Below are 25,024 nucleotides of genomic sequence, written 5' to 3' on the forward strand. Positions count from 1 at the left end.
TGCGGCGCTCATGCGTGACCTTCCGCTTCGGTGCCCAGGTAGACCGCCTGCACGTCGGGATGCCCGCGCACCTCGTCGGCCGTGCCGCTCATCAGCACGCGGCCCTGCACCAGCACCGTGAGCCGGCTGGCGAGGCGGAAGACGGCGTCCATGTCGTGCTCGATCAGGAGGATCGCCATCGAGGCGCGCAGCGACTCGATCAGGTCGACCATGCGCGCCGACTCGTCGGGGCCCATGCCGGCCATCGGCTCGTCGAGCAGCAGCAGCTTGGGCTCGGCCGCGAGCGCCAGCGCCACGTCGAGCGCGCGTTGCGCGCCGTGCGGCAGCGTGCCGGCGATGCGGTCGCGCTCGCGCGCCAGGCCCACGCGCTCGGCCAGCGCCGCGGCGCGGTCGGCCAGGTCCTTCTCGCGCGAGCGCGGCGCGAGGAAGCGCAGGCTGCTGCCCGCATGCGCCTGCGCGGCCAGCATCAGGTTGTCGTGCACCGTGTCCTTGGCGAACACGCGCGTGACCTGGAAGCAGCGCGACATGCCCGCGGCCACGCGCTGGTGGTCCTTGAAGCCGGTGATGTCCTTCTCGTCGAGCAGGATGCGGCCCGCGTCGGCCTTGAGCAGGCCGGTGATGAGGTTCACCAGCGTGGTCTTGCCCGCGCCGTTGGGGCCGATCAGCGCATGCACTTCGCCGCGCTCCACCGTGAGGCTCACATGGTCGGTCGCCAGCAGGCCGCCGAAGCGCTTGACCAGTCCTTCGATCCTGAACAGGCTCATGGCGTGGCCTTCGCGAGCGGTGCGCGGCGGCGCGACAGCGCGGCCAGTCCCTTGGGCGCCCACAGGGCGACGGCGATCAGCAGCAGGCCCAGCGGCATGTGCCAGTGTTCGGTGTGCTGCTTGAGCGCTTCCTCGAGCAGCAGCCACACGGCGGCGCCCACCGGCCCGCCCCAGCTGCGGCCGAGGCCGCCGATCACCACCATCACCAGCAGCGTGGCCGACTGCGTCCAGTGCATGATGGCCGGGCTCACGAAGCCGTTGCCGCCCGCGAGCAGCGCGCCCGCCAGGCCGGCGATGGCGCCCGCGATCGCGAAGGCCGCGAGCTGCAGCCGGAACACCGGGTAGCCGAGTGCGCGCATGCGCGTCTCGTTGTCGCGGATGCCCATCAGCGCATGGCCGAAGCGCGACTGCGTGGCGCGCTGCAGCCACCACAGCGCGAGCGCCACCAGCGCCAGCACCACCCAGTAGAAGTTGCTCTCGTTGCCGAGGTCGAGGCCCGGCAGCAGGGTGGGGCGGCTCATCAGCGTGTAGCCGTCGTCGCCGCCGTACTTGCGCAGCGAGACCGCGACGAAGTACAGCATCTGCGCGAAGGCCAGCGTGGTCATGATGAAGTAGACGCCGCGCGTGCGCAGCGCCACCGTGCCGATCAGCGCGGCGGCCAGGCCGGCCGCCACCACGGCCGCGGGCCACAGCACCCAGGCCGAGGTCGTGCCGGCGTCGCTGAGCGCCACCACCGTGTAGGCACCCACGCCGATGAAGCCCGCGTGGCCGAGCGCGACCATGCCGCCGAAGCCGAGGATGAAGTTGAGGCTGGCCGCGGCCAGCGCGACGATCAGCACGCGGCGCACGAAGCCGATGTAGAACTCGAGGCCGAACAGCGGTGCGATCAGGGGAAAGGCGGCGAGCAGCAGCAGGAGCAGCCCGAGGCCGATGTGACGGGTTTTCATGCGCGTGCCGAGAAGAGGCCCGAGGGCCTGAAGAGAAGGACCGCCACCATCAGCGCGTACATCGCGACCTCGGCCACCAGCGGACCGAGGTCGGCCGCGGTGGCCGGCGGCAGCGTGGCGCGCAGCAGCATCGGCACGAAGGCGCGGCCGATGGTGTCGACGATGCCCACCAGCAGCGCGGCCACGAAGGCGCCGCGCACCGAGCCGATGCCGCCGATCACCAGCACCACCAGCGCCGGGATCAGGATCTGTTCGCCCATGCCGACCTGCACCGCGACGATCGGTCCCATCAGCGCGCCGGCCAGCGCGGCGAGTGCCGCGCCGAGCAGGAACACGCCGTTGAAGATGCGGCCCACGCGCACGCCCATCAGCTCGGCCATCGGCCGGTCGGAAGCGCCCGCGCGCACCCGCATGCCGATGCGCGTGTGGTTCACCAGCAGGTAGAGCGCCAGCGCGACCAGCATGCCGCCGACCAGGATCACCAGCCGGTACGAGGGATAGGGCAGGCCGTCCATCAGCTCAACCGGGCCCGAGAGCGCGGCGGGCGTCGGCGCCATCACCGGCGACGGGCCCCAGATCATCTTGACCAGGTCGTCGGCCACCAGGATCACGCCGAAGGTCGCGAGCACCTGCGCGAGGTGGTCGCGCGTGTAGAGGCGGCGCATCAGCAGCACCTCGAGCAGCAGCGCCACCACCACGGTGACCGCCACCGCGATGACGATGGCCGCGGCGAACGAGCCGGTGCGCGTGTGCGCCTCGGCCGCGACGTAGGCGCCGGCCATGAACAGCGAACCGTGCGCGAGGTTCAGCACGTCCATGATGCCGAATACCAGCGTGAGGCCCGCGGCCAGCAGGAACAGCATCAGGCCGTAGCCGAGGCCGTTGAGCAGCTGCTCGAGAACGAGGATGGGGGTCATTGGATGAGAGTGGAATGCGGGCAGCCATACGCGAAGGGCGCGAAGGTTTCGCGAAGGACGCAAAAGAAAACCTCGAAAGTTTTCCCCTGTCTCTTTCGCGTCCTTCGCGGATTCTTCGCATCCTCTGCGTCCGGAAGTTCGGGAATCCGAATGGCGCGGGCGCCGCTTACTTCATCGGGCACTTGTCGGCGTAGCTGTCGCCGTAGTTCGTCAGCACCGTGTTGATCAGCTTGTTCGTGACCTTGCCCTGCGCATCCTTGCCGATCACGCGCAGGTAGAAGTTCTCTACGGGGTAGTGGTTGTTCGCATACTTGAAGTTGCCGCGCGTCGAGGCGTAGTTGGCCTTCTTGAGCGCCGCGATCACGGCCTCGCGGTTCTGCGCGTTGCCGCCGGCCTGCTTCACGGCGGCGTCCATCGCGAGGATGGCGTCGTAGGCCTGCGCGGCGTAGACCGACGGATAGCGGCCGTTGTACTCCTTGCGGAACGCGGCCACGAAGGCCTTGTTGGCGGCGTTGTCGAGGTCGTGCGCCCAGTGCGAGGTGTTGAACAGGCCCAGCATCGGCTCGCCCACGGCGCCGATCACGTCCTCGTCGGCCGAGAAGCCGCTGGTGACCAGCGTGATGTCCTTCGACAGGCCCGCGCCCACGAACTGCTTGATGAAGTTGATGCCCATCGCGCCGGGCAGGAAGAAGTAGATCGAGTCGGGCTTGGAGGCGCGCAACTGCGCGAGTTCGGCCGCGTAGTCGATCTGGCCGAGCTTGGTGTAGAGCTCGTCGGCCACCTGGCCCTTGAACTGGCGCTTGAAGCCGCCGAGCGCGTCCTTGCCCGCGGGATAGTTGGGCGCGATCAGCACGATCTTCTTGAAGGCGCGGTCCTGCGCGAACTTGCCGGCGGCCTCGTGGAACTGGTCGTTCTGGTAGGCGGTGCCGAAGAAGTAGGCATTGCACTGCGCGCCCGCGAACTGGCTCGGGCCGGCATTGGCCGAGAGGTAGGGCACCTTGGCGTTGAACAGCGTCGGGCCGACGGCCAGCGCCACGTTGGAGCCGATCGGGCCGCTGAAGATGTCGATCTTGTCGCGCTGGATCATGCGGTCGACCAGCTGCTTGGCCTGGTCGGGGCTGCCGGCCATGTCGGCCTGCACGAACTCCACCTCCTGCCCGCCGAGCTTGCCGCCCAGCTGCTTGATGCCGAGCGCGAAGCCGTCGCGGGCCTCGGCGCCCAGCGCCGCGAACGGGCCCGAGATGTCGAGCGCCAGGCCGACCTTGACCGGCGCGGCCAGGGCCGAGGCCGCGGCGCCGCACAGCAGCAGCGAAAGCAGGGTGCGCGGCAGCGCGGACGATTTCGGGGACGGTTGGCTCATCGGATTCTCCGGCAGGGATGGGGTGAAACGGTGTCGAACCGTTGATAGCTAAATACTTTAGCCGTAAACAATTCGGTGTCAACGGTACTAGCACGAATGGTGCCAGTGACCGCCTCGTGCGCGGCCCCGATGTCCCCAAAAAAAGGAGCGGCATCGACCCGGGTCGATGCCGCCTGCGATGCCTTCGAAGAGGGCGCGGCGCCCGCGTGGTGCGCCGCCTTCTTCGCGCCGATCAGCCGAAGGGGCTGGCCGTCGCGAACCACAGGCCGATGCCGGTGGCGATGATGAAGGCCCCGTCGGTCACGCCCGCGACCAGGAAGAACTTGGTCTGCAGCGTGTCGACCATCTCGGGCTGGCGCGTCGTGCCCTCGAGGAACTTCTGTCCCACCAGCGCGATGCCGATGCACGAGCCCAGTGCCGCGATGCCGATCAGCAGGGCGACCGCGAGGGGAAGGATGTTGAAGCCGTTCATGGTGCTTTCTCCAGTGGTTGATGCCTGGACGTACTGTCCTGCATCGACTGCACCGGGTCCATGACCTCGCGGGTCATGCGCGCGCGGCGGCGGCTCAGGTGCGCGCGGCGCGCGAGGGCCACAGCACCGAGGCGATCGCCACCATCATCAGCGCCACCGCCACCCAGTCCTGCCAGTGCACCGCCTCGCCGAGCCACACCGCGCCGCTGAACACGCCGAGCACCGGGATGAACATCACGCTGAGCGTGGAGGCCACGGGCGGCAGCCCGCGCGCGAGGTAGAACCATGCCGCGTGCGCGAAGCCGAAGATCAGCACCGCGTTGTAGAGGATCGCGCCCCAGGTCACGCTGCCGGGCCAGCGCCACTGGTCGCGCTCGAACAGCGCCGACAGCACCGTCATCACCACCGCGGTGAGCGCCGTCATCCAGAACGAGAGCGTGAGCGTCGGCAGCCCGATGCGCGTGTGGCGCAGCAGCTGCGTGCCCAGCGCCCAGGTGGCGGCCGCCACCAGCGCGAGCGCGACATAGCCGGGCCGCCCCGCGAGGTCGGTGAGCTCGTGCCACAGCAGCAGGCCCACGCCGATCGCGCAGGCGCCCACGCCGGTCCAGGCGCGGCGCGAGAGCGCGGCCGAGAACAGCAGCGCGCCGATCACGGCCGAGAACACCGGCATGGTGTAGCCGAGGATGGCCGCGCGCCCGCCCGACAGCGCCTTCACCGCGAGGATGATGCAGGCGTGCCAGACGAACATGTTGGTGGCGCCCAGCCAAAGCAACTCGGGCCAGGCGCCGCGCGGCACGCGGAACGGCACCTTCATCCACGCCAGCGCCAGGCCCAGCACCGGCAGCCCGAGCCAGATCGAGATCGCGCGGAAGGCCAGCGGCGGATAGTCCGCCACGCCGAGCTTCATCACCGGCCAGTTGAGGCCCCAGGCGAGGGTCAGCAGGACGAGGATGACGAACTGGCGCGGGGTGAAGGAAGGCATGGGGCGCGATTGTGGCGCGGACCGTGGTTCCGTGCCTGGGGCCGCGGAAGACGCAGTGGGCCTCCTCTGCAACGAAATGACCTCGACACCTAAAATGGCCCGATGGAAGCGCAAGCCTTGCTGATAGCTTTGCACGACGAGTCGGCCGGATACGAAATCTCGCCGGAGCGGGTGCCGCTGTCCGTGTTGCGCGGCTTTGCCAGGGACGTCGACGAGTTCCTGCGCGGCGATGGCAACGATGTCGACACCAGCGCGCTGGATGTCTCCATCGAGCAAGGTTCGCTCGCCATTCGCACGGCACCGACGGCCAACCCGGTGCTGATGAACGACCTGCGAAGACTCGCGGGCAGCCAGCAGATGGAAGGCATCGCGGCGAAGCGCCGCGCCGTGGTCGAGCGCTGGCAGAAGAGTGCGCGCGGCGGTCGCCGCTGGCGCGTGAGCATCGCGGCGGATTTCCTGTCCGCCGCCATCGTGATCGACAGCGAATCGGACTTCAGGGCCGACGATGCGGACCAATGGGTGCGCGTCGAGCGCTATGTGCGCGGCGAGATCGAGGACATGGGCGGGCACACCAAGCCCAATGCCCACATTCGCCTGCCGGACGGCAAGACCTTGCTGGTCGATGCAGCCCGCGAGATGCTGCGGGACGAGAAGGTCAACCGCCTCTACAAGCCCGCCATGATCCGGATCGTCGCCGAATACAACGTCATGACGCGCGACTACCGGAACGCGAGGCTGCTCGAATTCGTCGAGCACGAAAGCCGGCTCGACGAGAAGGAACTCGATCGCCTGACCCAGCGCGGGGCGAAGGCATGGCGCGATGTGCCCGATGCCGGTGCGTGGGTCGACGAGCTGCGGGGAAGCAAGGAGTGAGCGCCATCCTGCTCGACACGAGCTACCTGATCTCGCTCGCCGACCCGGCACGCGCGCATCATCCGGCGGCGGTCGGCTATCTGCGCGAAGCGCTCAAACGCGGCGTGCCGCTGTACCTCTCGGCCATCGCCGCATCGGAGTTCCAGGTCAAGCAGGCCGTGACCGATCTGCCCTTGCGCAACTTCGAGGTGCTCCCGTTCAACATCGACCACGCGATGACCGCGGGCCTGCTGATGCGCGGGTTGGCTCGGGACGCGGCCGACGATCGAAGCGCCGTCAAGGACGACATCAAGCTGATCGCCCAGGCCATCTGCGAATCGCTGACGCACATCCTCACCGAGGATGCGCATACGCTGGTGAAGTACCTGCGCAGGCTGAACGCGGCGGGCACCTGTGCCGTGCAGCCGATCCTGCTGGCCGATGGCTTCGATTCGGCCTGGTTCGACAACGGGCAACGCGGCCTGCTGAGCGAATAGGCGACGAAGTGGCGAAGGGGCTCCCGGAGCCCTTCGTATCAGCCCGGCAGCAGCCGCTTGAGGTAATGCCCCGTGTGGCTCGCCTCGTTCGCCGCCAGATCCTCCGGCGTGCCCGCGCCCACCACCGTGCCGCCGCCGGCGCCGCCCTCGGGGCCCATGTCGATCAGCCAGTCGGCGGTCTTGATGACGTCGAGGTTGTGCTCGATCACGACGATGGTGTTGCCCGCGTCGCGCAGCTGGTGCAGCACCTTGAGCAGCAGCTCGATGTCGGCGAAGTGCAGGCCGGTGGTCGGCTCGTCGAGGATGTAGAGCGTGCGGCCGGTGTCGCGCTTGCTGAGCTCGAGCGCGAGCTTCACGCGCTGCGCCTCGCCGCCCGACAGCGTGGTGGCCGACTGGCCGAGCTTGATGTAGCTCAGGCCCACGTCGAGCAGGGTGCGCAGCTTGCGCTCGATGGTCGGCACGGCCTTGAGGAACTCGTGCGCGACCTCGACCGTCATGTCGAGGATCTGCGCGATGTTGCGGCCCTTGTACTGGACCTCGAGCGTCTCGCGGTTGTAGCGCTGGCCGTGGCAGACCTCGCAGGGCACGTAGACGTCGGGCAGGAAGTGCATCTCGACCTTCACCACGCCGTCGCCCTGGCAGGCCTCGCAACGCCCGCCCGCCACGTTGAAGCTGAAGCGGCCCGGCCCGTAGCCGCGCTCGCGCGCGGTGTTGGTCTCGGCCATCAGTTCGCGGATCGGCGTGAACAGGCCCGTGTAGGTGGCCGGGTTGCTGCGCGGCGTGCGGCCGATCGGGCTCTGGTCGACGTTGATGACCTTGTCGAAGTACTCGATGCCTTCGACCGCCTCGTGCGGCGCGGGCTCCTCGTGGGCGCGGTAGAGGGTGCGTGCGACGGCGCTGTAGAGCGTGTCGTTGACCAGCGTGGACTTGCCCGAGCCCGAGACGCCGGTGACGCAGGTCAGCAGGCCGACCGGGAAGGCCACGCTCACGTTCTTGAGGTTGTTGCCGCTGGCGCCGACCACGCGGATCTCCTGCAGCGCGGTCTGCGAGGCGAGGTGCGCGGCCTCGCGCGCGGCGCGGCGCTCGGCCGCGGGGCTCTGCGGAAAGCGCGAGGCCTTGCGCGGCTCGGCGGGCACGTCCTTCTTCACCACCGGCAGCCAGGGCGTGCGGCGCTTCGGCACCTCGATCTTCTTCGCGCCCGACAGGTACTGGCCGGTCAGCGACTCGGGGTTGGCCGCCACCTGCGCGAAGCTGCCCTGCGCCATCACGCGGCCGCCGTGCACGCCGGCGCCCGGGCCCATGTCGATCACGTGGTCGGCGGCGTGGATCATGTCCTCGTCGTGCTCGACAACGATCACGCTGTTGCCGATGTCGCGCAGATGCTTGAGGGTGCCGATCAGGCGGTCGTTGTCGCGCTGGTGCAGGCCGATGCTGGGCTCGTCGAGTACGTACATCACGCCGGTCAGGCCCGAGCCGATCTGCGAGGCAAGGCGGATGCGCTGCGCCTCGCCGCCCGACAGCGTCTCGGCGCTGCGGTCCAGGCTCAGGTAGTTGAGGCCGACGTCGTTGAGGAACTTGAGGCGCAGGCCGATCTCGCGCACCACCTTGTCGGCGATCTCGGCCTTGGCGCCGCGCAGCTGCAGGCGCTGGAACCACGCGAGGCTGTCGCGCAAGGTGAGTCGGCTGAGTTCGAAGATCGCCATGCGCGGCGGCTCGCCGCCGTCCGCCGGGCGCGCCGACTCGTCGACCAGGAACACGTTGCGCGCCTCGCGCCGCAGCCGCGAGCCGCCGCATTCGGGGCAGGGCTGGAAGCTGCGGTAGCGCGCGAGGTCCTCGCGCACCATCACCGAATCGGTCTCGCGGTAGCGCCGCGCCATGTTCGGGATGATCCCCTCGAAGGGATGCTTCTTCGTAAGCTTCTTGCCCGCGAAATTGCCCGACTCCATGGTGTAGTTGAACTTGATCTCCTCGCCCGCCGAGCCGTGCAGCAGCACCTGCTGCACCGAGGCCGGCAGCGATTCGAAGGGCGCGTCGACGTCGAACTTGTAGTGCTTCGCGACGCTCTCGATCATGCTGAAGTAGTAGCCGTTGCGGCGGTCCCAGCCCTTGATCGCGCCGCTGGCCAGCGACAGCGTGGGGAAGGCCACCACGCGCGCCGCGTCGAACACCTCGCTGTGGCCCAGGCCGTCGCAGCTCGGGCAGGCGCCCACGGGCGAGTTGAACGAGAACAGCCGCGGCTCGAGCTCGGCCAGCGAGTAGTGGCAGATCGGGCAGGAGAACTTGGCGTTGAACAGGTGCTCGCGGTCGGGCTGGCCCTCGCCGCCGAGCTCGAGCACCAGCGCGCGGCCCTCGGCCAGGCGCAGCGCGGCCTCGAAGCTCTCGGCCAGGCGCTGCTGCATGTCGGGGCGCGCGCGCAGCCGGTCGATCACCACGTCGATGTCGTGCTTCTCGGTCTTCTTGAGCTTGGGCAGGTCGTTGTATTCGTAGGTCTGGCCGTCGACGCGAAAGCGGATGTAGCCCGCGGCCTGCATCTCGGCGAACAGCTCGACGAACTCGCCCTTCTTCTCGCGCGCCACCGGCGCGAGGATCATCAGCCGCGGCTCCTCGCCCAGGCCCAGGGTCGCGTCGACCATCTGCGAGACGGTCTGCGCCTGCAGCGGCAGGTGGTGGTCGGGGCAGAAGGGCGTGCCGGCGCGCGCATAGAGCAGGCGCAGGTAGTCGTGGATCTCGGTCACCGTGCCCACGGTGGAGCGCGGGTTGTGGCTGGTGGCCTTCTGTTCGATGCTGATCGCGGGCGACAGGCCCTCGATCACGTCGACGTCGGGCTTGTCCATCAGCTGCAGGAACTGCCGCGCATAGGCCGACAGGCTCTCGACGTAGCGCCGCTGGCCCTCGGCATACAGCGTGTCGAAGGCCAGGCTCGACTTGCCCGAGCCCGACAGGCCGGTGATCACCACCAGCTTGTTGCGCGGGATGTCGAGGTCGACGTTCTTGAGGTTGTGGGTGCGCGCGCCGCGGATGCTGATGCGCTGCTGGGCCAGCACGGCGCCCAGGTACGCTTCGCGTTGGGCGTCGCGCTCGCTTTCGCGTTCGGCTTCTGCTTGCGCAGTGTCTTCGGTGGCTTTTGAATTCAAGGGGCGATCGTCCGAGGGCAACCGGACATGATAGACCGCCCGGGATGTCATGGCGAGCGGGGCGGTTCTTCGCGGGCGACGGGCTCCTGCGGCTGCGCCGCGAGCCGCCCGGTGGCCGCGCCCACCATGTGCTCGGCCAGCGTCTCGTACAGCGGCCGGCTGATCATGCGCGAGACCAGGCTCGCGAGCATGGCCGAGGCCATCAGGCTCAGCACCATGGCGTGGCCGTCGACCATCTCCATCACGATGATGAAGGCCGTCAGCGGCGCCTGCGTGACCGCGGCCAGGAAGCCGGCCATGCCGAGCGCGATCAGCGCGGGACCGAATTCGGGGCTCGCGAGCCGCGCGATGGCGTCGCCGATGCCCGCGCCGATCGACAGCGAGGGCGCGAAGATGCCGCCGGGCGCGCCGCTCCAGGCGGTGAGCCAGGTGGCGATGAACTTCAGCAGCGTGTAGAGCGGCGAGAGCGGGGCCTCGCCATGCAGCATCCGCTTGACGGCCTCCGAGCCCGCGCCGTAGGTGACGCCGCCCGTGGCCAGCCCGATGACGGCCACGGCCAGCCCGCAGGCGGCCGCGAAGCGCACCGGATAGCGCCGGCGCCAGTGGTTCAGGCGCTGCGGTGCGCCGGTCAGCGAGGCGATCAGCAGCCGCGCGAACAGCCCGCCCGCCACGCCGCTGAGCAGCGCCACCGCCAGGCCCGGGCCGAGCAGGCTCCAGTCGAGGTGCGGCACGCGGATCACGCCGAAATAGCTGAGGTTGCCGAAGGCCGACACCGCCACCAGGCCCGCGAGCACGATGCCGGTGATGATCACGCCGCTGGCGCGTGCCTCGAGCCGGCCCGACAGCTCCTCGATGGCGAACACCACGCCCGCGAGCGGCGCGTTGAACGCGGCCGCGATGCCCGCCGCGCCGCCGGCCACCAGCAGCGCGCGCATGTCGATCGTGATGCCGGGCGACAGCCAGCGTTTCGCGTGCTGCATCACGCCGGCCGCCACCTGCACCGACGGCCCTTCGCGCCCCACCGACAGGCCGGCCGCGAAGCCCGCGGCGCCGAGCCCGATCTTGGCCAGCGTCAGCCGCAGCGAGGCGAACAGGCCGCGCCGGTCGGAGGGCAGATCGGGATCGAGCGCGGCCTTGATCTGCGGGATGCCCGAGCCCGCCGCGCCCGGGAACCAGCGCCGCGTGGCCCAGACGATGGCGGCCGTGAGCGCCGGCGTCCACAGCAGCACGGCCCAGGGATGGCGCCGGAACAGGCCCTCGAACAGCGCGAAGGCCCATTCGGCCGCATGCGTGAAGCCCACCACGAACAGGCCCGCGAGCACCGCGTAGCCGAGCACGATGGCGCGGTCGATCCACAGGCGCCAGCCCGAAAACTCGGCGCGCAGGTTCTGCAGGAAGTCGGGCTCGTGATTCATCGGTCCAGCCCGCCATTCTGCCGCGCGGTATCCGGCCGCCGTGCCAGCGGAGGCCGCGTCGCCCGGTCCATCGGGCACAATGCGTGTCCTCCTTTTTCCTTCAAACCTCCTCTTACTCATTCATCAGGGGCAGCGCACATGGCATCGGTCAACAAAGTCATCCTCGTCGGCAACCTCGGCCGCGATCCCGAAACCCGTACCTTCCCGAGCGGCGACCAGGTCTGCAACGCGACCCTCGCGACCACCGACAAGTGGAAGGACAAGCAAAGCGGCGAGATGCGCGAAGCCACCGAATGGCACCGTCTCGTGTTCAACGGCCGCCTGGCCGAAATCGCCGCGCAGTACCTGCGCAAGGGCTCGCAGATCTACGTCGAAGGCCAGATCCGCACGCGCAAGTACACCGACAAGGACGGCGTCGAGAAGTACGCGACCGACATCCGCGTCGACCAGATGCAGATGCTCGGCAGCCGCCAGGGCCAGGGCGCCCCGGCGGGCGGCGGCTACGACGACGGCGGTTATTCGCAGGGCGGCAATGGCGGTGGCGGTGGTGGCGGCGGCTACGCCCCGGCACCGGCGCGCGCCCCGGCCGCCGCGCCGCGCGCACCGGCGCCCGCACCGCGCCAGGCACCGGCCAAGTCCTCGTCGGGCTTCGACGACATGGACGACGACATTCCGTTCTGACCGGACCCCGCGGCGCGAGGCTTGCCTCCCGTCGCCCCCGCCAGCCGGCCAAGGGCCGATCGCCATGCGCGATCGGCCCTTTTTCTTTGCGCCTTCCGGGGCACGAAAGCGCGAAGCCGCAAAAGAGGAAGGGATTTCTATAGTGGAAATACTTTCCAATTCTGCTTATGATCGTCCGCAGCCGGGCCCCCTGGCCCTGCGCTTTCAGCCCTGGAGACGATCCGTGCCACTGCCTCGCCCGTTGTCCGTGTCCGATCTGCGGCGCGTGCCGAACGCGCCGTCCTGAGCGTTCGCCCGCGTCCCCCGCGCGTCTTTCGCGCGCCCGCTTCCGCCGTGCACCCGGTCCTTCCTTCGCTCGCCGAGGGAGGGTGGCCTGCTGCACCCGATCGAGGCAGGGCGGCGCTTTCCCGCTTTCCCGTCTGAGGCCGGCATTCCTTGGTGCTTCGTCGGCTGCTTCCCCGGCCATCGGAAGCAGCCGAGCCATCCCGGCAGGGCGCGCCCGCGCGGCCCCGGCCACGACTACAAGTAGGAGACTTCGTGAAACCAGCTCATTCCCTGACCCTCGGCCTCGTGTCGAGCGCGGCGCTCGCCCTGGTCCTGACCGCCTGTGGCGGCGGCAGCGGCGGCGGCGGTGCCGGCTTCGTGCCGGTCGCGGTGGCACCGCCACCGCCGCCCGCGGCGCCCGAAGAACCGGTGGACGACCGACCCACCGATCCCGTGGCCGAGGCGCCCGACACCAGCTTCGACACCTACTACAACGTCTGCCGCGGCACCGACCGCAAGTGCTACAACGACTGGGGCGCCTTCGCCACCACGCCCGACCGCGTGCTGATCTACTCGCGCACCGCCGGACCGCGCCACGCCAACCTCGGCACGCCGATGGGCACCGGCCTCAACCCGGTCATGAACCCCGACAACGTGATGCAGGCCGGCCTGGTGCGCATGCTCAAGGACGCGGGCATCACGGCCGACTGGACCGAGGACGTGGCCGTGCTCGGCAGCCGCATCAACAACTACAAGGCCGTGATCTTCGCGAGCTCGAACCGTGACACGCTGTGGAACGGCTCGGTCGCGACCAGCAACGACGCCGCGCGCACGGCGCTGCGCAACTACATGCGCCGCGGCGGCGGCTTCGTCGGGCTGCACAACGCCTTCGGCGCCGAATACAACTGGCCCTACTACGAAGGCCTGCTGGGCAACGCCAACTTCTACAACCACGGGCCCAACCGCTCGGGCGACGTCGAGATCATTGCCGACGACCCCTCCACCGTGGACCTGCCCAAGCGCTTCACCTTCCAGGACGAGTGGTACAACCTCGCGCCCTTCCCGACCAACGTGAAGTTCCTCGCCAAGGTCGACACCTCCACGCTCAAGCCGCTGACCTCGCCGCCGCATCCGGGCCATGCGGACTTCCACCCCGTGGCCTGGTGCCAGTACTACGACGGCGGCCGCGCCTGGCTCAGCACGCTGGGCCACAACGACCATTCGTTCACCGCCAGCTCGACCGGACCGGGCGCGGACCAGTTCCAGAAGCTGGTGGTGCAGGGCGTGAAGTCGGCCATGGGCCTGACGCCCTTCTGCACCTGAGCTGACCCCTGACCCCAGTGGCCTCGCGGCCCGCACGGCGCCCCGGCGCCGTGCGCGCGTCCCTGCGCGCCGCCTTCCTCTTTCCCATCGCGGACAACCCTTCCTTCGGAGCGGAGATCTTCACCATGCGACTCACATCACTGGCAGCGACGCTGCTCGCCTGCGGCGCGATCGGCGCGCCCCTGCTGCTGGCCGGCTGCGGCGGCGGCGACTCGGGCGGCGGCGCCTTTCCCTGGTTCGCGGCGCCCCCGCCGGCACCCAACCCGCCGGCCCCGCCGCCGGCACCGCCCGCGGCCGGCCCCTCGGCCGCCGAACTGGCCGACTGCTGCACCGCGGGCGACCGCGACTTCCCCAAGGTGGGCGGCAACCTCGGCAACCAGAACTACTCGAGCCTCGCGAAGATCGACAAGGCGCGCGTCGGCCAGCTCGGCGGCGCCTGGCTCAACCGCATCGAGGGCGGCACCAACACCGGCAACAGCCAGAGCACCACGGTGGTGGTCGACGGCGTGATCTACATCGAGTCGGCGCTCGGCAACCTGATCGCGGTCGACGGCAAGACCGGCGTTACCAAGTGGAAATGGACCACGCCCTATGGCGCGATCACGCGCCGCGGCGCGGCGGTCGCGAAGGACCTGGGCCTGGTCTACACCGTGGCCACGGGCAACCGGCTGGTGGCGCTCGACACGAAGACCGGCAAGCCGGTCTGGATCAAGCAGTACCCGAGCAGCACCACCGACCCCGACTACCAGGGCGCGGTGCAGAAGGTGGCGCTGGTCTATCACGACAAGCGCCTCTACGTGGGCACCAACGACGGCAACCGCGGCGCCGCCTTCTCGGCCGACGCGGCCACGGGCAAGGTGCTCTCCACCTTCTGGGGCGTGCCGCGCGTGGGCGAGCGCGGCTACGACACCTGGGGCGGCGCGCCCGAGTCGGACCGCACCGGCGCCACGCCGTGGATCCACCCGGCGGTCGATCCCGAGCTGGGGCTCGTCTACTGGACCTTCGGCAACGTGCGCGGCGGCTCCTCGCAGAACGGCTCCACGCGGCCGGGCCTGAACCTGTTCGCCAACTCGATCGTCGCGCTCGACCTCAAGACCGGCGAGTACAAGTGGCACTTCCAGTCGGTGCACCACGACATCTGGGACATGGACAACGTGATGTCGCCGGTGCTGGCCAACGTGAGGATCGCGGGCCAGGAGCGCAAGGTCGTGATCTACGGCAGCAAGACCGGCATGTACTACATCCTCGACCGCAAGGACGGCAGCGCGCCGCTGGGCATCGACGAGATGCCGGTCAAGCAGGACGCCCGCCAGGCGAGCTGGCCGACCCAGCCCTTCCCGCGCCAGGGCGCGTGGACCGAGACCTGCATCGTCGACCAGCCGCTGGGCACCGCGATCCCGGGCGACCCGAACCGCGCCGTGCCCAACTACCTCAAGGGCTGCCTCTACGACGCGCACTGGGACGTGCCGCTGCTGTCGATCCCTGGCCACGGCGGCGGCGCCAACTGGAACCACCAGTCCTTCAGCCCGCGCACCGGCCTGGTCTACACCGGCATGGGCTACGTCTCGGCCGCGCACTCGCTGACCGAGTCGAGCAACGGTCTGCGCCCGCCGGGCACCTACATGACCGGCGCGGTGGTGGCGGTCGACCCGGGCACCAACCTGGTCAAGTGGAAGAAGCCCATGCCCTACTCGCTGGCGCACGGCAACGGCATCCTGAGCACGGGGGCCGACCTGCTGTTCATCGGCCAGCCCGACGGCAACCTGCTCGCGCTCGACGCGGGCGACGGCAACGAGCTGTGGCGCTTCCAGACCGGCGCGGCCATCGCCGCGAGCCCGGTGGCCTACGAGGTCGACGGCGAGCAGTACATCGCGGTCTACGCGGGCGGCACCAGCATCCCCTACGGCGACTCGGCGCCGCGCGGCGACTACCTCTGGGCCTTCAAGGTCGGCGGCACGGTGGCGCCGGCGGCCACGCCCAGGCCGCCCGAGGTGCGCCGGCCGGTGTCGGGCCAGCCGGTGGAAGGCGCGGCGCTGCCCACGCCCAACACCGTGTTCCTCGCGCGCGTGCAGACCGCGGCCAACGCGCCCGGCACCAGCGAGAGCACCGCGGTCAACGCGATGACGCCGACCTGGATGCGCGTGCCAGCGAACACCACCGTGACCTTCACCAACCCCGCCGGCAATGCCAACCAGCACTGCGCCACGCAGTTCTTCGAGGGCCGCTTCGACTTCAAGCTCGCACCGGGCCAGTCGGCGCAGCACCGCTTCGACACGCCCGGCGAGTACTTCTACAACGACTGCCACAGCGCGCGACCGACCGGCAAGATCGTCGTGTACTGAGCCCGCGCGCGATGCACGAAGGCCCCGGTGCGAACCGGGGCCTTTTCGTTGGCGCGCGAAAGGAGCCGGCCAGCCGGCGCGGCTCAGCGCAGGCGCTCGCGCAGCGGATCGCCGATCAGCGTGGCGCGGCGCGCGCCGCCCTTCGTGCTGCGCGACCACAGGCGCTCGTTGCCGAGGCCGTCGTCGGCCACGAACAGCACCGCGTCGCCGAGCGCGACGAAGCCCAGCGGCATCGCATGGCGCGGTCCGGGCGCGACATCGGCCGCGAGCCGCGTGCCGGCCGCGCTGCCATCGGTGGACCAGGGCTCCACGCCGTGCACGCCGTCGTTGGCCGAGAACCACAGCCGGCCGGCGGCCTGCGCGAAGCGCGCGGGCGAGCCGCTGCCAGGTCCCGGCCCCAGGTCCTTCACGAGCCGGGTGCCGGCCGCGCTGCCGTCGCTGGTCCAGAGTTCGGCGCCGGCCTCGCCGTCGGTGGCGGCGAAGTAGAGCCGGCCGCCGAAGGCCGCGAGCGGGCCGGGCACCGAGCTCGCGGCGCCGGGCCGCAGGTCCTTCACCAGCCGCGTGCCGGCCTCGGTGCCGTCGCTGCGCCAGAGCTCGATGCCGTGCGTGCCGTCCTCGGCCGCGAAGTAGAGCGTGCCGCCCACGGCCGTGAGGTGCGCGGGCCGCGACGCGGCCTCGCCGGGCCGGATGTCCCTGACCATGCGCGTGCCGGCTTCGCTGCCGTCGCTGGTCCAGAGTTCGATGCCATGCCGGCCGTCGCTCGCGGTGAACCAGAGCCGATCGCCGATCGCCACCAGGTTCTCGAGGTTGCCGTCCTCCGCGCCGGCGCGGATGTCCTTCACCAGCCGCGTGGTCTCGGGCGTGCCCTCGCTGACCCAGAGCTCGTGCCCATGGGCGCGGCTGGTGGCGGTGAAGAACAGCCGCCGGCCGGCCGGCGTGAGCTGGCGCACCACCGCGCCCGGGCCCGCGTCGATCGAGGACACGCGTTGCGTGCTGCGCGCATCGCCGCCGGTCTTCCACAGCTGGAAGCCGTGGCGGCCGTCGTTGGCGACGAAGTACAGCGCATCGCGCCAGGCCGTCAGCTCGGCCGGCATCGCGTCGGCCTCGCCGGGATTCAGGTCGGTCACGCGCTGCGTGCCGCGCGCCGTGCCGTCGCTGCGCCACAGCTCGAGGCCGTGCGCGCCGTCGGTGGCGGTGAAGTAGACATGCGCGCCGAAGCGCGTCTGCCAGCTCGGGAAGGCGCCGCGAAAGCCGGGGCGGATGTCCTTCAGCGGCACGGTGCCGGCGGTGGTGCCGTCGCTGCTCCAGAGCTCCTGCCCGGTGGTCACGTGGAAGGCCGAGAACAGCACGCGCGGGCCCAGCCGCACCAGGCCGGTCGGCCCGACGAAGGCGCGCGGCTGCAGCTGCTCGGGCAGCACGTCGCGCGCCGGATCCTGTGCCGACGCCGCCAGCGGAGCGAGCAACGCGAGCGCGGCGCACAACGCGCGCAGCCGGCAGCGCGCAGGGAGAAGGGCGGGCGCGCGCATCAGCCGCCGAACCATTTCGCGGGCACCGTCACCAGCTGCGGGAACAGCACCATGAGGAACATGATCGCGAACTCCGCCGCCATGAACGGCAGCACGCCGCGCGTGACCTCGTCCATGCGCATGCGGCCCACGCCCGCCACCACGTTGAGCACCACGCCCACCGGCGGCGTGATCAGCCCGATCGAGTTGTTGATGATGAACATCACGCCGAAGTAGACCGGGTCGATGCCGGCCGCCGCCACCACCGGCATCAGCACCGGCGTGAGGATCAGGATGGTCGGCGTCATGTCCATCGCCGTGCCCACCGCCATCACCAGCAGCATGATCGCGATCATCAGCACGATCTTGTTGCCCATGAAGGGCTCGAGCAGCGCCACCACCTTGGCGGGCAGGTCGGCCACCGTGATCAGCCAGGCGCTGACCATCGCCGCGGCGATCAGGAACATCACGACCGCGCTGGTCTTGGCGGCGCTCACGAAGATCTTGTAGAGATCGGGAAAGCGCAGCTCGCGGTAGATGACCGTGGCCACGAAGAGCGCGTAGACGGCGGCCACCACGGCCGCCTCGGTGGGCGTGAACACGCCCATGCGCAGGCCCACCAGGATGATCACCGGCAGCATCAGCGCCCAGCCGGCCTCGCGCGCCGCGCTGGCGATCTCGCGGCCGGACTTGCGCGGCGGCGGCTCGATCTTCTCGTGCCGCACCAGCCAGGCCCAGGTGATCCACAGCGCGCCGCCGATCAGCAGGCCGGGCACGATGGCCGCGAGGAAGAGCTTGGAGATCGAGACGTTGGCCGCCACGCCGAAGATCACCAGCCCGATGCTCGGCGGGATCACGGGGCCGATGATGCCGGTGGCCGCGATCAGGCCGCCCGCGCGGGCGCGGTCGTGGCCGGCCGAGACCATCATCGGCAGCAGCAGCGCGGTCAGTGCCGCCGCGTCGGCCACGGCCGAGCCCGACAGCGCCGACAGCAGGCAGCCGGCCATGATGGTCACGTAGCCCAGGCCGCCGCGCACATGGCCCACCAGCGCGAGCGCCAGCGCGACGATGCGGCGCGACAGGCCGCCCGCGTTCATGATCTCGCCCGCGAGCATGAAGAAGGGCACGGCCAGCAGCGGGAAGCTGTCGGCGCCGCCGATCAGGTTCTGCGCCAGGATCTGGGCATCGAACAGGTCGAGCTGCCACATCAGCGCCACGCCGCTGGCCAGCAGCGCGAACGCGATCGGCATGCCGAGCGCCATGGCCAGCAGCAGCGATCCGAGGAAGACGGCGATCGTCATGCGCGGCGCTCCCGTTCGTGGTCGAGCACCTGCGCGAGCGCGGCGGCCTCTTCCGATTCCTGGATCGCCACCAGCTGGTCGTCGGCCAGCTGGCCCGTGAGCAGGCGCAGCAGTTCGATCAGCAGCAGCGCCGCGGCCAGCACCGAGAACACCAGGCCCGAGGCATAGACCACGGCCATCGAGGCGCCGGTGACCGGCGCCTCCACGTCCCAGTTGATCCGCGTCTGCGCCAGGCTGCCCTGGAACAGCAGCCACAGGATGTAGAGCATCAGCAGGTGGCTCGCGCCCAGGCACAGCTTGCGGCCCAGCGGCGGCAGCTTGCCGACCACCATGTCCACGCCGAGGTGGGCATGCTCGCGCAGCGCCACCAGCGCACCCAGGAAGGTGATCCAGATGAACAGCCAGCGCGAGACCTCCTCGGACACGGTGATGCCCGAGTTGAGGCCGTAGCGCAGCACCACGTTGCCGAACACCAGCACCACCATCACGGCCAGGAAGGTCGCGATCAGCGCCTCCACCACGCGGCAGGCGCGATCGATCCATCGATTCATGTCGTCCTCTTCAATCCAGTCGGTGGGCGCGCGCCGTGCAACGGCGCACGCGCGGGCTCACTGCTTGTCGTCGCGCACGATCTCGACCAGCGCGCGCAGCGCCGCGAGATAGGACTGCGGCCCGAGCCCCTGCACCGTGCCGCGCACGGCCGGCGAGATGATCGAGTGCGCGCGCCAGGCCTCGCGCGCCGCGATGTTCGACATGTGGACCTCGACGGTCGGGAACGGCATGGCCTTGATCGCGTCGTGCAGCGGCACGCCGTGCTGCGTGAGACCCGCGGGATTGACCAGCGCGCCCTGCGCCTCGTCGATGTGCTGGTGCAGGAAGTCGACCAGCGCGCCTTCGTGGTTGGACTGGATCGTCGCCACCGTGATGTCGAGCTCGCGCGCGAGCTTGTCGATGCGCGCGTCGATCTCGGCCAGGGTGGTGCGGCCGTAGATGTGTGGCTCGCGGCGGCCGAAGAGGTTGAGGTTGGGGCCGTGCAGGACGAGGAACTTCATGATGGATGCTCGCGGTTGCGGTGCGCTCACTGCTTGCCGCCGCGGATGCGCGCGAGCTCGTCGTTGTAGAGCTTGACGATGGCCGGGTCGTACTGGGCCGCGAACTTGTCGATCACCGGCTGCGCGATCTCGCGCATGCGCACCTGCTCCTTCGGCGCCACCTCGTTGAACTGCGCGCCCTTGGCCTGCAGCTCGCCGACGGCCTTCTGCGCCGCGGCGCGGCTGGTCTGGCGCTGGTAGCCGCGCGCCTCGTCGGCGGCCTCGCGCATCCACTTCTGCTCGGTGGGCGAGAGCTGGTCCCAGAACTTCTTGCTCACGAGCACGATGTTGGCCGCGTACACGTGGTTGGTCGCGCTCACGAACTTCTGCACCTCGTAGAACTTGTTCGACAGGATCACGGCGAACGGGTTCTCCTGGCCGTCGACCGCCTTCGACTCGAGCGCGCCGTAGAGCTCGGCGAAGGGCATCGGCACCGGGTTGGCCTTGAAGGCCTTGAAGGTGTCGAGGAACACCGGGTTCGGGATCACGCGGATCTTCAGGCCCTGCAGGTCCTCGGCCTTGGTGATCGGGTGCTTGCTGTTGGTCACGTTGCGAAAGCCCAGGTCCCAGTAGCCGAGCGCCACCAGGCCCTTCTCGGGCAGCTTGGCGATCAGCGCCTGGCCCAGCGGGCCGTCGAGCAGCTGGTCGGCCTGCTCGAAGCTGGCGACCGCGAACGGGAAGTCGACCAGGCCGAACTCCTTGACGATGCCCGCGAGCGAGGTGGTCGCGGGCGCCGACATCTGCTGCACGCCGCCCTGCAGCGCCGACTGCTGCTGCATCTCGTTGCCGAGCTGGTTGGCCGGGTACTCCTGTACCTTCATCTTGCCGCCGCTCTTGGCCGCGAGCAGCTCGGCGAAGCGCTTCACGCCCAGGCTCACCGGGTGGTCGGTGTTGTTGAGGTGGCCGAAGCGGATGGTGCGTTCCTGCTGCGCCAGGGCGGGCGCGGCGAGGCCGATGCAGAGGCTGGCGAGGGCGAAGGTGCGAAGGAATTTCACGAAGGACTCCAGGGAGGGACGGAAGGCGGCATGGCCGATGCGATGGAAGGCATTCTGTGGGAAATCGGAAAATCTTTCCACTATGGAAATCCCTTCCCTTCATCTGCTAGAGTTCGCCTGTCGCCATCGGTCCGCGACATGAACCGGGAGTACTGACATGAGCGAAATGCTGGGACGCAGCTTCAGGGTGCTGGAATATCTGGCGTCCCATCCCGAGGGCGTGCCCCTGTCCCTGCTGGCGGGCGATCTGCAGATCCCGCTGAGCGCCTCGCACCGCCTGCTGACGGAGCTGATCCGCTACGGCTACGTGCGGCAGGAGCAGCGCGACGGCCACTACGTGCTGACCATCAAGCTGGTGTCGATCGGCCTCTCGTTCCTCAGCAACTCGGGCGTGGTCGATGTCGCGCAGCCGCTGCTCGACCAGCTCGCCAAGGCCTCGGGCGAACTGGTGCGCCTGGCGGTGGTCGACGGCGACGAGCTCACCTTCGTGGCCAAGGCGCAGGGCGCCACCCACGGCCTGCGCTACGACCCGGACATGGGCCTGTCGGTGGCGCTGTCGTGCAGCGCGGCCGGCCATGCCTGGCTCTCGACCCTGCCTGAGGACGACGCGATGGCGCTGGTCGCGAAGAAGGGCCTGGGCAAGCCCGAGGACTTCGGCCCCAAGGCGCCGACCACGCTCAAGGCCGTGATGGTCTACGTGAAGGCGGCGCGCCAGCGCGGCTTCAGCCTGATCAACGAGGTGTTCGCGCCCGGCATGACCGCGATGGCGGCGCCGGTCTTCGGTCCGTCCGGCCCGGCGATCGGCGTCATCACCATCGCCGGTCCCGCGGTGCGGCTGACGCCGCAGCGCATGGAGACGCTCGGGCCGACGCTGATGCAGGCCGCGGCCGAGGTGGCGACGGCGAGCGGGGCCTCGGCGCTGTTCAAGAAGCGAGCTTAGTCCGCGTCTTCGTCGCCCGCGTTGCGGATCCGCAGCGCCGTGTCGTAGAGCGTGTTGCGCGGCGCGCCCGTGATCTCGGCCGCGAGCTTCACGGCGCTCTTGACCGGCAGCTCGGCCAGCAGCAGGCGCAGCACGCGCTCGCCCTCGGCGCCGTCGTTGGCCGCCACCGCCACCGGATGCAGCACCAGCGCGAACTCGCCGCGCGTGCGGTCGCGTTCGGCCGCGAACCAGGCGGGCAGAGCGCCGGCCGCCAGGGTCGCGATCTCCTCGAACTGCTTGGTGAGCTCGCGGCCCACGGTGACGCGGCGCTCGCCGAGCACGGCCAGCGCGCGCGCCAGCGGCTCGATGCGGTGCGGGGCCTCGAGCAGCACCACGGCGCGCGGCTCGTGCGCGAGCGCCTGCACCGCGGCGTCGCGCTCGCCGGCCTTGCTCGGCAGGAAGCCCGCGAACACGAAGGCGCTGCTCGCGCTGTCGCCGCTGCCGTCGGACACCAACCCGGCCGCGCCGACCAGCGTGGTGACGCTGCTCGCGCCCGGCAGCGGCAGCGCGCGCAGGCCGGCCGCATGCACCGCGGCCACCAGCCGCGCGCCGGGATCGCTCACGCCCGGCGTGCCGGCGTCGCTGACGTAGGCGATGCGCTCGCCCTGCGCGAGCCGCGCGACCACGGCCTGCGCGGCCTCGGCCTCGTTGTGCTGGTGCAGCGCGAGCAATTGCGCGCCGGGGCGGTCGATGCCGTAGGCGCGCAGCAGGCTCTGGGTGTGGCGCGTGTCCTCGCAGGCGACGGCGTCGACCAGCTGCAGCACGTGCAGCGCGCGCAAGGTGATGTCGGCCAGGTTGCCGATCGGCGTGGCGACCACGTAGAGGGTGCCCTGCGGATAATGCTGCGCACCGGCGGCGTCGCGCGCGGCCCCGAGGGCGGCACCGAAAAGAGGCGGGTGCGAGTGAGGCCAAGCGCTTTTCTCCGAGGGACGTCGACACAAGAACAAACGGGAACAGGGAGCGGTCATGAAGACCACGACGACGGCATCGGCCGTCACGACCAAGCGCCGCGGCGACGCGGCGGAGGACGCCGCACTGGCGTACCTGGAACGCGCGGGGCTGCGGCTGGTCGCGCGCAATTATCGGACGCCGGGACGAGGCGGCGGCGAGATCGACCTGATCATGCGCGATCCGCGCGACCGCACGCTGGTGTTCGTCGAGGTGCGCCAGCGCAGTTTCACGGGCCACGGCGGCGCGGCCGGCAGCATCACGGCGGCCAAGCAGCGGCGCATCGTGTTCGCGGCGCGCCACTATCTCGCCCGCCTGCGCGAGCCGCCGCCGTGCCGCTTCGACGTGGTGCTGGTCGAGGAGCGCATCACCTGGTTGCGCGCGGCTTTCGACGCGGGCTGACAAGGTGTGAATAAACCTACTGCGCGCCCCGATCTCGCACCTGCGGTCCTCACCGTACGTGAGTACGGCTGCGGTCCTCGGCGCGACCTCGGGGCGCTCGCTACGGTTTCTTCACACCTTGTGAGCGGCCCGCGCACCGGCGCGCGATGCATGAAGGTGTAGGGCGGATCACAGCGCGGGGTCTTTCGCTGCATCCCCGCAGTTATCATCCCGCCCCATGCTCGAGCAACGGATTCAGCAGCACTTCATCGACAGTGCCGACCTCAAGTACCAGGCCGGCCCGGTTCTGAGCAAACCCATTTCGCAGGCGATGCAGGCGATCCTGGCGTGCGTGACCAGCGGCGGCAAGGTGCTGGCCTGCGGGTCGGGCGTGTCGGGCCTGCTGGCCACGCAGTTCGCCTCGCAGTTCGTCGGCCGCTTCGAGCGCGAGCGGCCCGAGCTCGCGGCCATCGCGCTGCCCGGCGACAGCACCGATCCCGCGGCCGACGGCGCGAATGCCGTCGACGGCGACCGCTTCGCGCGCCCGGTGCGCGCGCTCGGCCAGGCCGGCGACGTGCTGCTCGCGCTCAGCGTCAGCGGCCAGTCGGCCCCGGTGCTCGCGGCGGTGCATGCCGCGCACGAGCGCGACATGACCGTGGTGGCGCTGCTCGGCAATGCCAACGCGGGCGCCTCGGCCGCGCCGGGCACGGGCGGCGTGATCGGCCGCGCGCTGCGCGAGACCGACGTGCAGATCAGCGTGCCGCACGAGCGCGGCGCGCGCATCCACGAGATCCACCTGCTCGCGCTGCATTGCCTGTGCGACGGCGTGGACGCGCAGCTGCTCGGCGATCCCGACAGCGACGTGCTGTCGCCGTCGAGCTGAGGCCACGAGTGCGCAGAGGCGGCGTAGGCCGCCTCCCACAGGCGCCGGCGCGCCCGCGCGGGAACTCCGGCGCCTTCTCCGTTTCTACCAACAAGCCGTAACGGAGCGGCAAATCCGCTGGGCTAAACTCGCCGCGAACCCGGGCCAGGGCCTCGCGGCAGGGCCCGTCTCGCACCTCCATTCCAGGGAATCACACATGCAGAAGACCGCCTCGACGCCTCGCGCCATGCACCGCCTCGTTCTCGCACTCGCCTCGGGCGCGGCATTGGTCGCGGGCCTCTCGGCCTGCGTGCCGCTGGTGGTCGGCGGCGCGGCGGCGGTGGGCGTGGGCATGGTGGCGACCGACCGCCGCAGCTCGGGCGCCCAGCTCGACGACCAGGGCATCGAACTGCGCGCCGCGGCCCGCGTGCGCGACATCGCCAACGACCAGATGTACGTCAGCGTGACCAGCTACAACCGCCAGGTGCTCTTGACCGGCGCGGTGGGCAACGAGGCCGACCGCCGCCGCGTCGAGGACGTGGTGCGCGGCGCCGAGAACGTGCGCTCGGTGGTCAACGAAATCACGCTGGGCGCGCCCAGCACCTTCCAGGACCGCTCCAACGACCTCTACATCACCGGCAAGGTCAAGGCCTCGCTGCTCGATGCCAAGGACATCTTCGCCAACTCCTTCAAGGTCGTGACCGAACGCGGCACGGTCTACCTGATGGGCATCGCCACGCGCCGCGAGACCGACCGCGCGACCGAGGTGGTGCGCAGCGTGACCGGCGTGCAGAAGGTGGTGCGCGTGGTCGAGGTGGTGAGCGAAGCCGACCTGAGCGGCGCCCAGCGCGGCGGCACCGGTGTCTCCACGCCCGCGCCCGTGGCGCCGGCCTCGCAGCCGCAGCCCGGCACCTCGTCGCGCGTGCCGCTGCCGCCGATGGAGCCGCTGCCGAATGCGGCACCGGCGCCCGCGCCGGCCGGTGGCGTGACGACCAGCCCGATCCGCTGAAGC

At 70.3% G+C, this 25,024-nt stretch carries 24 protein-coding genes; 10 read left to right on the plus strand and 14 right to left on the minus strand.

The window, feature by feature from the left end; all coding sequences use genetic code 11:
- Nucleotides 1-8: 8 nt before the first annotated feature.
- From ACHMXE_RS14135 to ACHMXE_RS14160, 6 genes are all read right to left on the minus strand, one after another.
- Nucleotides 9-764, minus strand: a complete 756-nt coding sequence (locus ACHMXE_RS14135; RefSeq protein ID WP_057594685.1) for an ABC transporter ATP-binding protein — start codon at nt 762-764, stop codon at nt 9-11.
- The gene (locus ACHMXE_RS14140; protein WP_395349811.1) at nt 761-1,711 is read right to left on the minus strand and encodes a branched-chain amino acid ABC transporter permease; all 951 of its coding nucleotides are present in this window, start codon (nt 1,709-1,711) and stop codon (nt 761-763) included. The genes ACHMXE_RS14135 and ACHMXE_RS14140 overlap by 4 nt, the downstream gene beginning before the upstream one ends.
- Complete coding sequence (locus ACHMXE_RS14145; RefSeq protein WP_057594683.1) at nt 1,708-2,628, minus strand: branched-chain amino acid ABC transporter permease; 921 nt, start codon at nt 2,626-2,628, stop codon at nt 1,708-1,710. The genes ACHMXE_RS14140 and ACHMXE_RS14145 overlap by 4 nt, the downstream gene beginning before the upstream one ends.
- A gap of 166 nt (nt 2,629-2,794) precedes the next feature.
- On the minus strand, nt 2,795-3,988 hold the full coding sequence (locus ACHMXE_RS14150) for an ABC transporter substrate-binding protein (RefSeq protein WP_395349812.1): 1,194 nt from the start codon (nt 3,986-3,988) through the stop codon (nt 2,795-2,797).
- A gap of 232 nt (nt 3,989-4,220) precedes the next feature.
- Entirely contained in the window at nt 4,221-4,460 is a 240-nt protein-coding gene (gene atpE, locus ACHMXE_RS14155; RefSeq protein ID WP_057594681.1) for a F0F1 ATP synthase subunit C, read from the minus strand.
- A 94-nt stretch (nt 4,461-4,554) separates the two neighbouring features.
- A complete protein-coding gene (locus ACHMXE_RS14160; RefSeq protein ID WP_209542914.1) occupies nt 4,555-5,442 on the minus strand; it encodes a DMT family transporter in 888 nt (295 codons plus the stop codon).
- 102 nt (nt 5,443-5,544) lie between these two features.
- On the opposite strand from ACHMXE_RS14160, the gene ACHMXE_RS14165 reads away from it, so the two are divergent.
- A complete protein-coding gene (locus ACHMXE_RS14165) occupies nt 5,545-6,315 on the plus strand; it encodes a hypothetical protein (RefSeq protein WP_395349813.1) in 771 nt (256 codons plus the stop codon).
- Complete coding sequence (locus tag ACHMXE_RS14170) at nt 6,312-6,791, plus strand: type II toxin-antitoxin system VapC family toxin (RefSeq protein ID WP_395349814.1); 480 nt, start codon at nt 6,312-6,314, stop codon at nt 6,789-6,791. Before ACHMXE_RS14165 ends, ACHMXE_RS14170 begins: the two co-directional genes overlap by 4 nt.
- A gap of 38 nt (nt 6,792-6,829) precedes the next feature.
- Here the strand turns inward: ACHMXE_RS14170 and uvrA are convergent, their stop codons facing one another.
- Together uvrA and ACHMXE_RS14180 are read right to left on the minus strand one after the other, a co-directional pair.
- Entirely contained in the window at nt 6,830-9,925 is a 3,096-nt protein-coding gene (gene uvrA / locus ACHMXE_RS14175; protein WP_395349815.1) for an excinuclease ABC subunit UvrA, read from the minus strand.
- A gap of 47 nt (nt 9,926-9,972) precedes the next feature.
- Nucleotides 9,973-11,340, minus strand: a complete 1,368-nt coding sequence (locus tag ACHMXE_RS14180) for a chloride channel protein (RefSeq protein ID WP_395349816.1) — start codon at nt 11,338-11,340, stop codon at nt 9,973-9,975.
- Nucleotides 11,341-11,478: 138 nt separating this feature from the next.
- Between ACHMXE_RS14180 and ssb the strand changes: the two genes are divergently transcribed.
- From ssb to ACHMXE_RS14195, 3 genes are all read left to right on the plus strand, one after another.
- Nucleotides 11,479-12,021 carry a single-stranded DNA-binding protein gene (gene ssb, locus ACHMXE_RS14185; protein WP_209542910.1) on the plus strand — a complete coding sequence of 181 codons (543 nt, stop codon included), beginning with the start codon at nt 11,479-11,481 and terminating at the stop codon, nt 12,019-12,021.
- A 537-nt stretch (nt 12,022-12,558) separates the two neighbouring features.
- On the plus strand, nt 12,559-13,608 hold the full coding sequence (locus ACHMXE_RS14190) for a ThuA domain-containing protein (protein ID WP_281080938.1): 1,050 nt from the start codon (nt 12,559-12,561) through the stop codon (nt 13,606-13,608).
- A 125-nt stretch (nt 13,609-13,733) separates the two neighbouring features.
- Nucleotides 13,734-15,950: a PQQ-binding-like beta-propeller repeat protein gene (locus ACHMXE_RS14195; RefSeq protein ID WP_203203115.1), complete on the plus strand. Its 2,217-nt coding sequence runs from the start codon at nt 13,734-13,736 to the stop codon at nt 15,948-15,950.
- Between the two features lie 83 nt (nt 15,951-16,033).
- Here ACHMXE_RS14195 and ACHMXE_RS14200 read toward each other — a convergent pair whose 3' ends face one another.
- Genes ACHMXE_RS14200 through ACHMXE_RS14220 form a run of 5 tightly spaced genes read right to left on the minus strand, consistent with a single transcriptional unit; the run spans nt 16,034 to nt 20,842 of the window.
- Nucleotides 16,034-17,476 carry an ELWxxDGT repeat protein gene (locus ACHMXE_RS14200; protein ID WP_395349818.1) on the minus strand — a complete coding sequence of 481 codons (1,443 nt, stop codon included), beginning with the start codon at nt 17,474-17,476 and terminating at the stop codon, nt 16,034-16,036.
- Nucleotides 17,476-18,756 carry a TRAP transporter large permease gene (locus ACHMXE_RS14205; RefSeq protein WP_203203113.1) on the minus strand — a complete coding sequence of 427 codons (1,281 nt, stop codon included), beginning with the start codon at nt 18,754-18,756 and terminating at the stop codon, nt 17,476-17,478. The genes ACHMXE_RS14200 and ACHMXE_RS14205 overlap by 1 nt, the downstream gene beginning before the upstream one ends.
- Nucleotides 18,753-19,307: a TRAP transporter small permease gene (locus ACHMXE_RS14210; protein WP_203203112.1), complete on the minus strand. Its 555-nt coding sequence runs from the start codon at nt 19,305-19,307 to the stop codon at nt 18,753-18,755. Before ACHMXE_RS14210 ends, ACHMXE_RS14205 begins: the two co-directional genes overlap by 4 nt.
- 57 nt (nt 19,308-19,364) lie before the next feature.
- Nucleotides 19,365-19,808 carry a type II 3-dehydroquinate dehydratase gene (locus tag ACHMXE_RS14215; protein ID WP_395349819.1) on the minus strand — a complete coding sequence of 148 codons (444 nt, stop codon included), beginning with the start codon at nt 19,806-19,808 and terminating at the stop codon, nt 19,365-19,367.
- Nucleotides 19,809-19,834: 26 nt separating this feature from the next.
- A complete protein-coding gene (locus ACHMXE_RS14220; protein ID WP_395349820.1) occupies nt 19,835-20,842 on the minus strand; it encodes a TRAP transporter substrate-binding protein in 1,008 nt (335 codons plus the stop codon).
- 30 nt (nt 20,843-20,872) lie between these two features.
- On the opposite strand from ACHMXE_RS14220, the gene ACHMXE_RS14225 reads away from it, so the two are divergent.
- Complete coding sequence (locus ACHMXE_RS14225; protein ID WP_395349821.1) at nt 20,873-20,998, plus strand: hypothetical protein; 126 nt, start codon at nt 20,873-20,875, stop codon at nt 20,996-20,998.
- Between the two features lies 1 nt (nt 20,999).
- A complete protein-coding gene (locus tag ACHMXE_RS14230; RefSeq protein WP_203203109.1) occupies nt 21,000-21,782 on the plus strand; it encodes an IclR family transcriptional regulator in 783 nt (260 codons plus the stop codon).
- Here ACHMXE_RS14230 and rsmI read toward each other — a convergent pair.
- Nucleotides 21,779-22,762 carry a 16S rRNA (cytidine(1402)-2'-O)-methyltransferase gene (gene rsmI, locus ACHMXE_RS14235; protein WP_395353080.1) on the minus strand — a complete coding sequence of 328 codons (984 nt, stop codon included), beginning with the start codon at nt 22,760-22,762 and terminating at the stop codon, nt 21,779-21,781. The two genes, ACHMXE_RS14230 and rsmI, sit on opposite strands and share 4 nt — an antisense overlap.
- A 25-nt stretch (nt 22,763-22,787) precedes the next feature.
- Here rsmI and ACHMXE_RS14240 point away from each other — a divergent pair, with 25 nt between their 5' ends.
- From ACHMXE_RS14240 to ACHMXE_RS14250, 3 genes are all read left to right on the plus strand, one after another.
- The gene (locus ACHMXE_RS14240) at nt 22,788-23,171 is read left to right on the plus strand and encodes a YraN family protein (RefSeq protein WP_395349822.1); all 384 of its coding nucleotides are present in this window, start codon (nt 22,788-22,790) and stop codon (nt 23,169-23,171) included.
- Nucleotides 23,172-23,388: 217 nt separating this feature from the next.
- On the plus strand, nt 23,389-24,033 hold the full coding sequence (locus ACHMXE_RS14245) for an SIS domain-containing protein (RefSeq protein ID WP_395349823.1): 645 nt from the start codon (nt 23,389-23,391) through the stop codon (nt 24,031-24,033).
- A 196-nt stretch (nt 24,034-24,229) separates the two neighbouring features.
- Nucleotides 24,230-25,021, plus strand: a complete 792-nt coding sequence (locus ACHMXE_RS14250; protein WP_281080937.1) for a BON domain-containing protein — start codon at nt 24,230-24,232, stop codon at nt 25,019-25,021.
- The last annotated feature ends 3 nt before the right edge of the window (nt 25,022-25,024 follow it).

Source organism: Variovorax sp. UC122_21, from assembly GCF_044056785.1.
GTDB lineage: Bacteria > Pseudomonadota > Gammaproteobacteria > Burkholderiales > Burkholderiaceae_C > Variovorax.

Bases quoted from the DNA above. Each gene is read 5' to 3' on its own strand.
- ACHMXE_RS14135 (WP_057594685.1), bottom strand. From the start codon at position 764: ATGAGCCTGTTCAGGATCGAAGGACTGGTCAAGCGCTTCGGCGGCCTG.
- ACHMXE_RS14140 (WP_395349811.1), bottom strand. From the start codon at position 1,711: ATGAAAACCCGTCACATCGGCCTCGGGCTGCTCCTGCTGCTGCTCGCC.
- ACHMXE_RS14145 (WP_057594683.1), bottom strand. From the start codon at position 2,628: ATGACCCCCATCCTCGTTCTCGAGCAGCTGCTCAACGGCCTCGGCTAC.
- ACHMXE_RS14150 (WP_395349812.1), bottom strand. From the start codon at position 3,988: ATGAGCCAACCGTCCCCGAAATCGTCCGCGCTGCCGCGCACCCTGCTT.
- atpE (WP_057594681.1), bottom strand. From the start codon at position 4,460: ATGAACGGCTTCAACATCCTTCCCCTCGCGGTCGCCCTGCTGATCGGC.
- ACHMXE_RS14160 (WP_209542914.1), bottom strand. From the start codon at position 5,442: ATGCCTTCCTTCACCCCGCGCCAGTTCGTCATCCTCGTCCTGCTGACC.
- ACHMXE_RS14165 (WP_395349813.1), top strand. From the start codon at position 5,545: ATGGAAGCGCAAGCCTTGCTGATAGCTTTGCACGACGAGTCGGCCGGA.
- ACHMXE_RS14180 (WP_395349816.1), bottom strand. From the start codon at position 11,340: ATGAATCACGAGCCCGACTTCCTGCAGAACCTGCGCGCCGAGTTTTCG.
- ssb (WP_209542910.1), top strand. From the start codon at position 11,479: ATGGCATCGGTCAACAAAGTCATCCTCGTCGGCAACCTCGGCCGCGAT.
- ACHMXE_RS14195 (WP_203203115.1), top strand. From the start codon at position 13,734: ATGCGACTCACATCACTGGCAGCGACGCTGCTCGCCTGCGGCGCGATC.
- ACHMXE_RS14200 (WP_395349818.1), bottom strand. From the start codon at position 17,476: ATGCGCGCGCCCGCCCTTCTCCCTGCGCGCTGCCGGCTGCGCGCGTTG.
- ACHMXE_RS14205 (WP_203203113.1), bottom strand. From the start codon at position 18,756: ATGACGATCGCCGTCTTCCTCGGATCGCTGCTGCTGGCCATGGCGCTC.
- ACHMXE_RS14210 (WP_203203112.1), bottom strand. From the start codon at position 19,307: ATGAATCGATGGATCGATCGCGCCTGCCGCGTGGTGGAGGCGCTGATC.
- ACHMXE_RS14215 (WP_395349819.1), bottom strand. From the start codon at position 19,808: ATGAAGTTCCTCGTCCTGCACGGCCCCAACCTCAACCTCTTCGGCCGC.
- ACHMXE_RS14225 (WP_395349821.1), top strand. From the start codon at position 20,873: ATGGCCGATGCGATGGAAGGCATTCTGTGGGAAATCGGAAAATCTTTC.
- ACHMXE_RS14230 (WP_203203109.1), top strand. From the start codon at position 21,000: ATGAGCGAAATGCTGGGACGCAGCTTCAGGGTGCTGGAATATCTGGCG.
- ACHMXE_RS14240 (WP_395349822.1), top strand. From the start codon at position 22,788: ATGAAGACCACGACGACGGCATCGGCCGTCACGACCAAGCGCCGCGGC.
- ACHMXE_RS14245 (WP_395349823.1), top strand. From the start codon at position 23,389: ATGCTCGAGCAACGGATTCAGCAGCACTTCATCGACAGTGCCGACCTC.
- ACHMXE_RS14250 (WP_281080937.1), top strand. From the start codon at position 24,230: ATGCAGAAGACCGCCTCGACGCCTCGCGCCATGCACCGCCTCGTTCTC.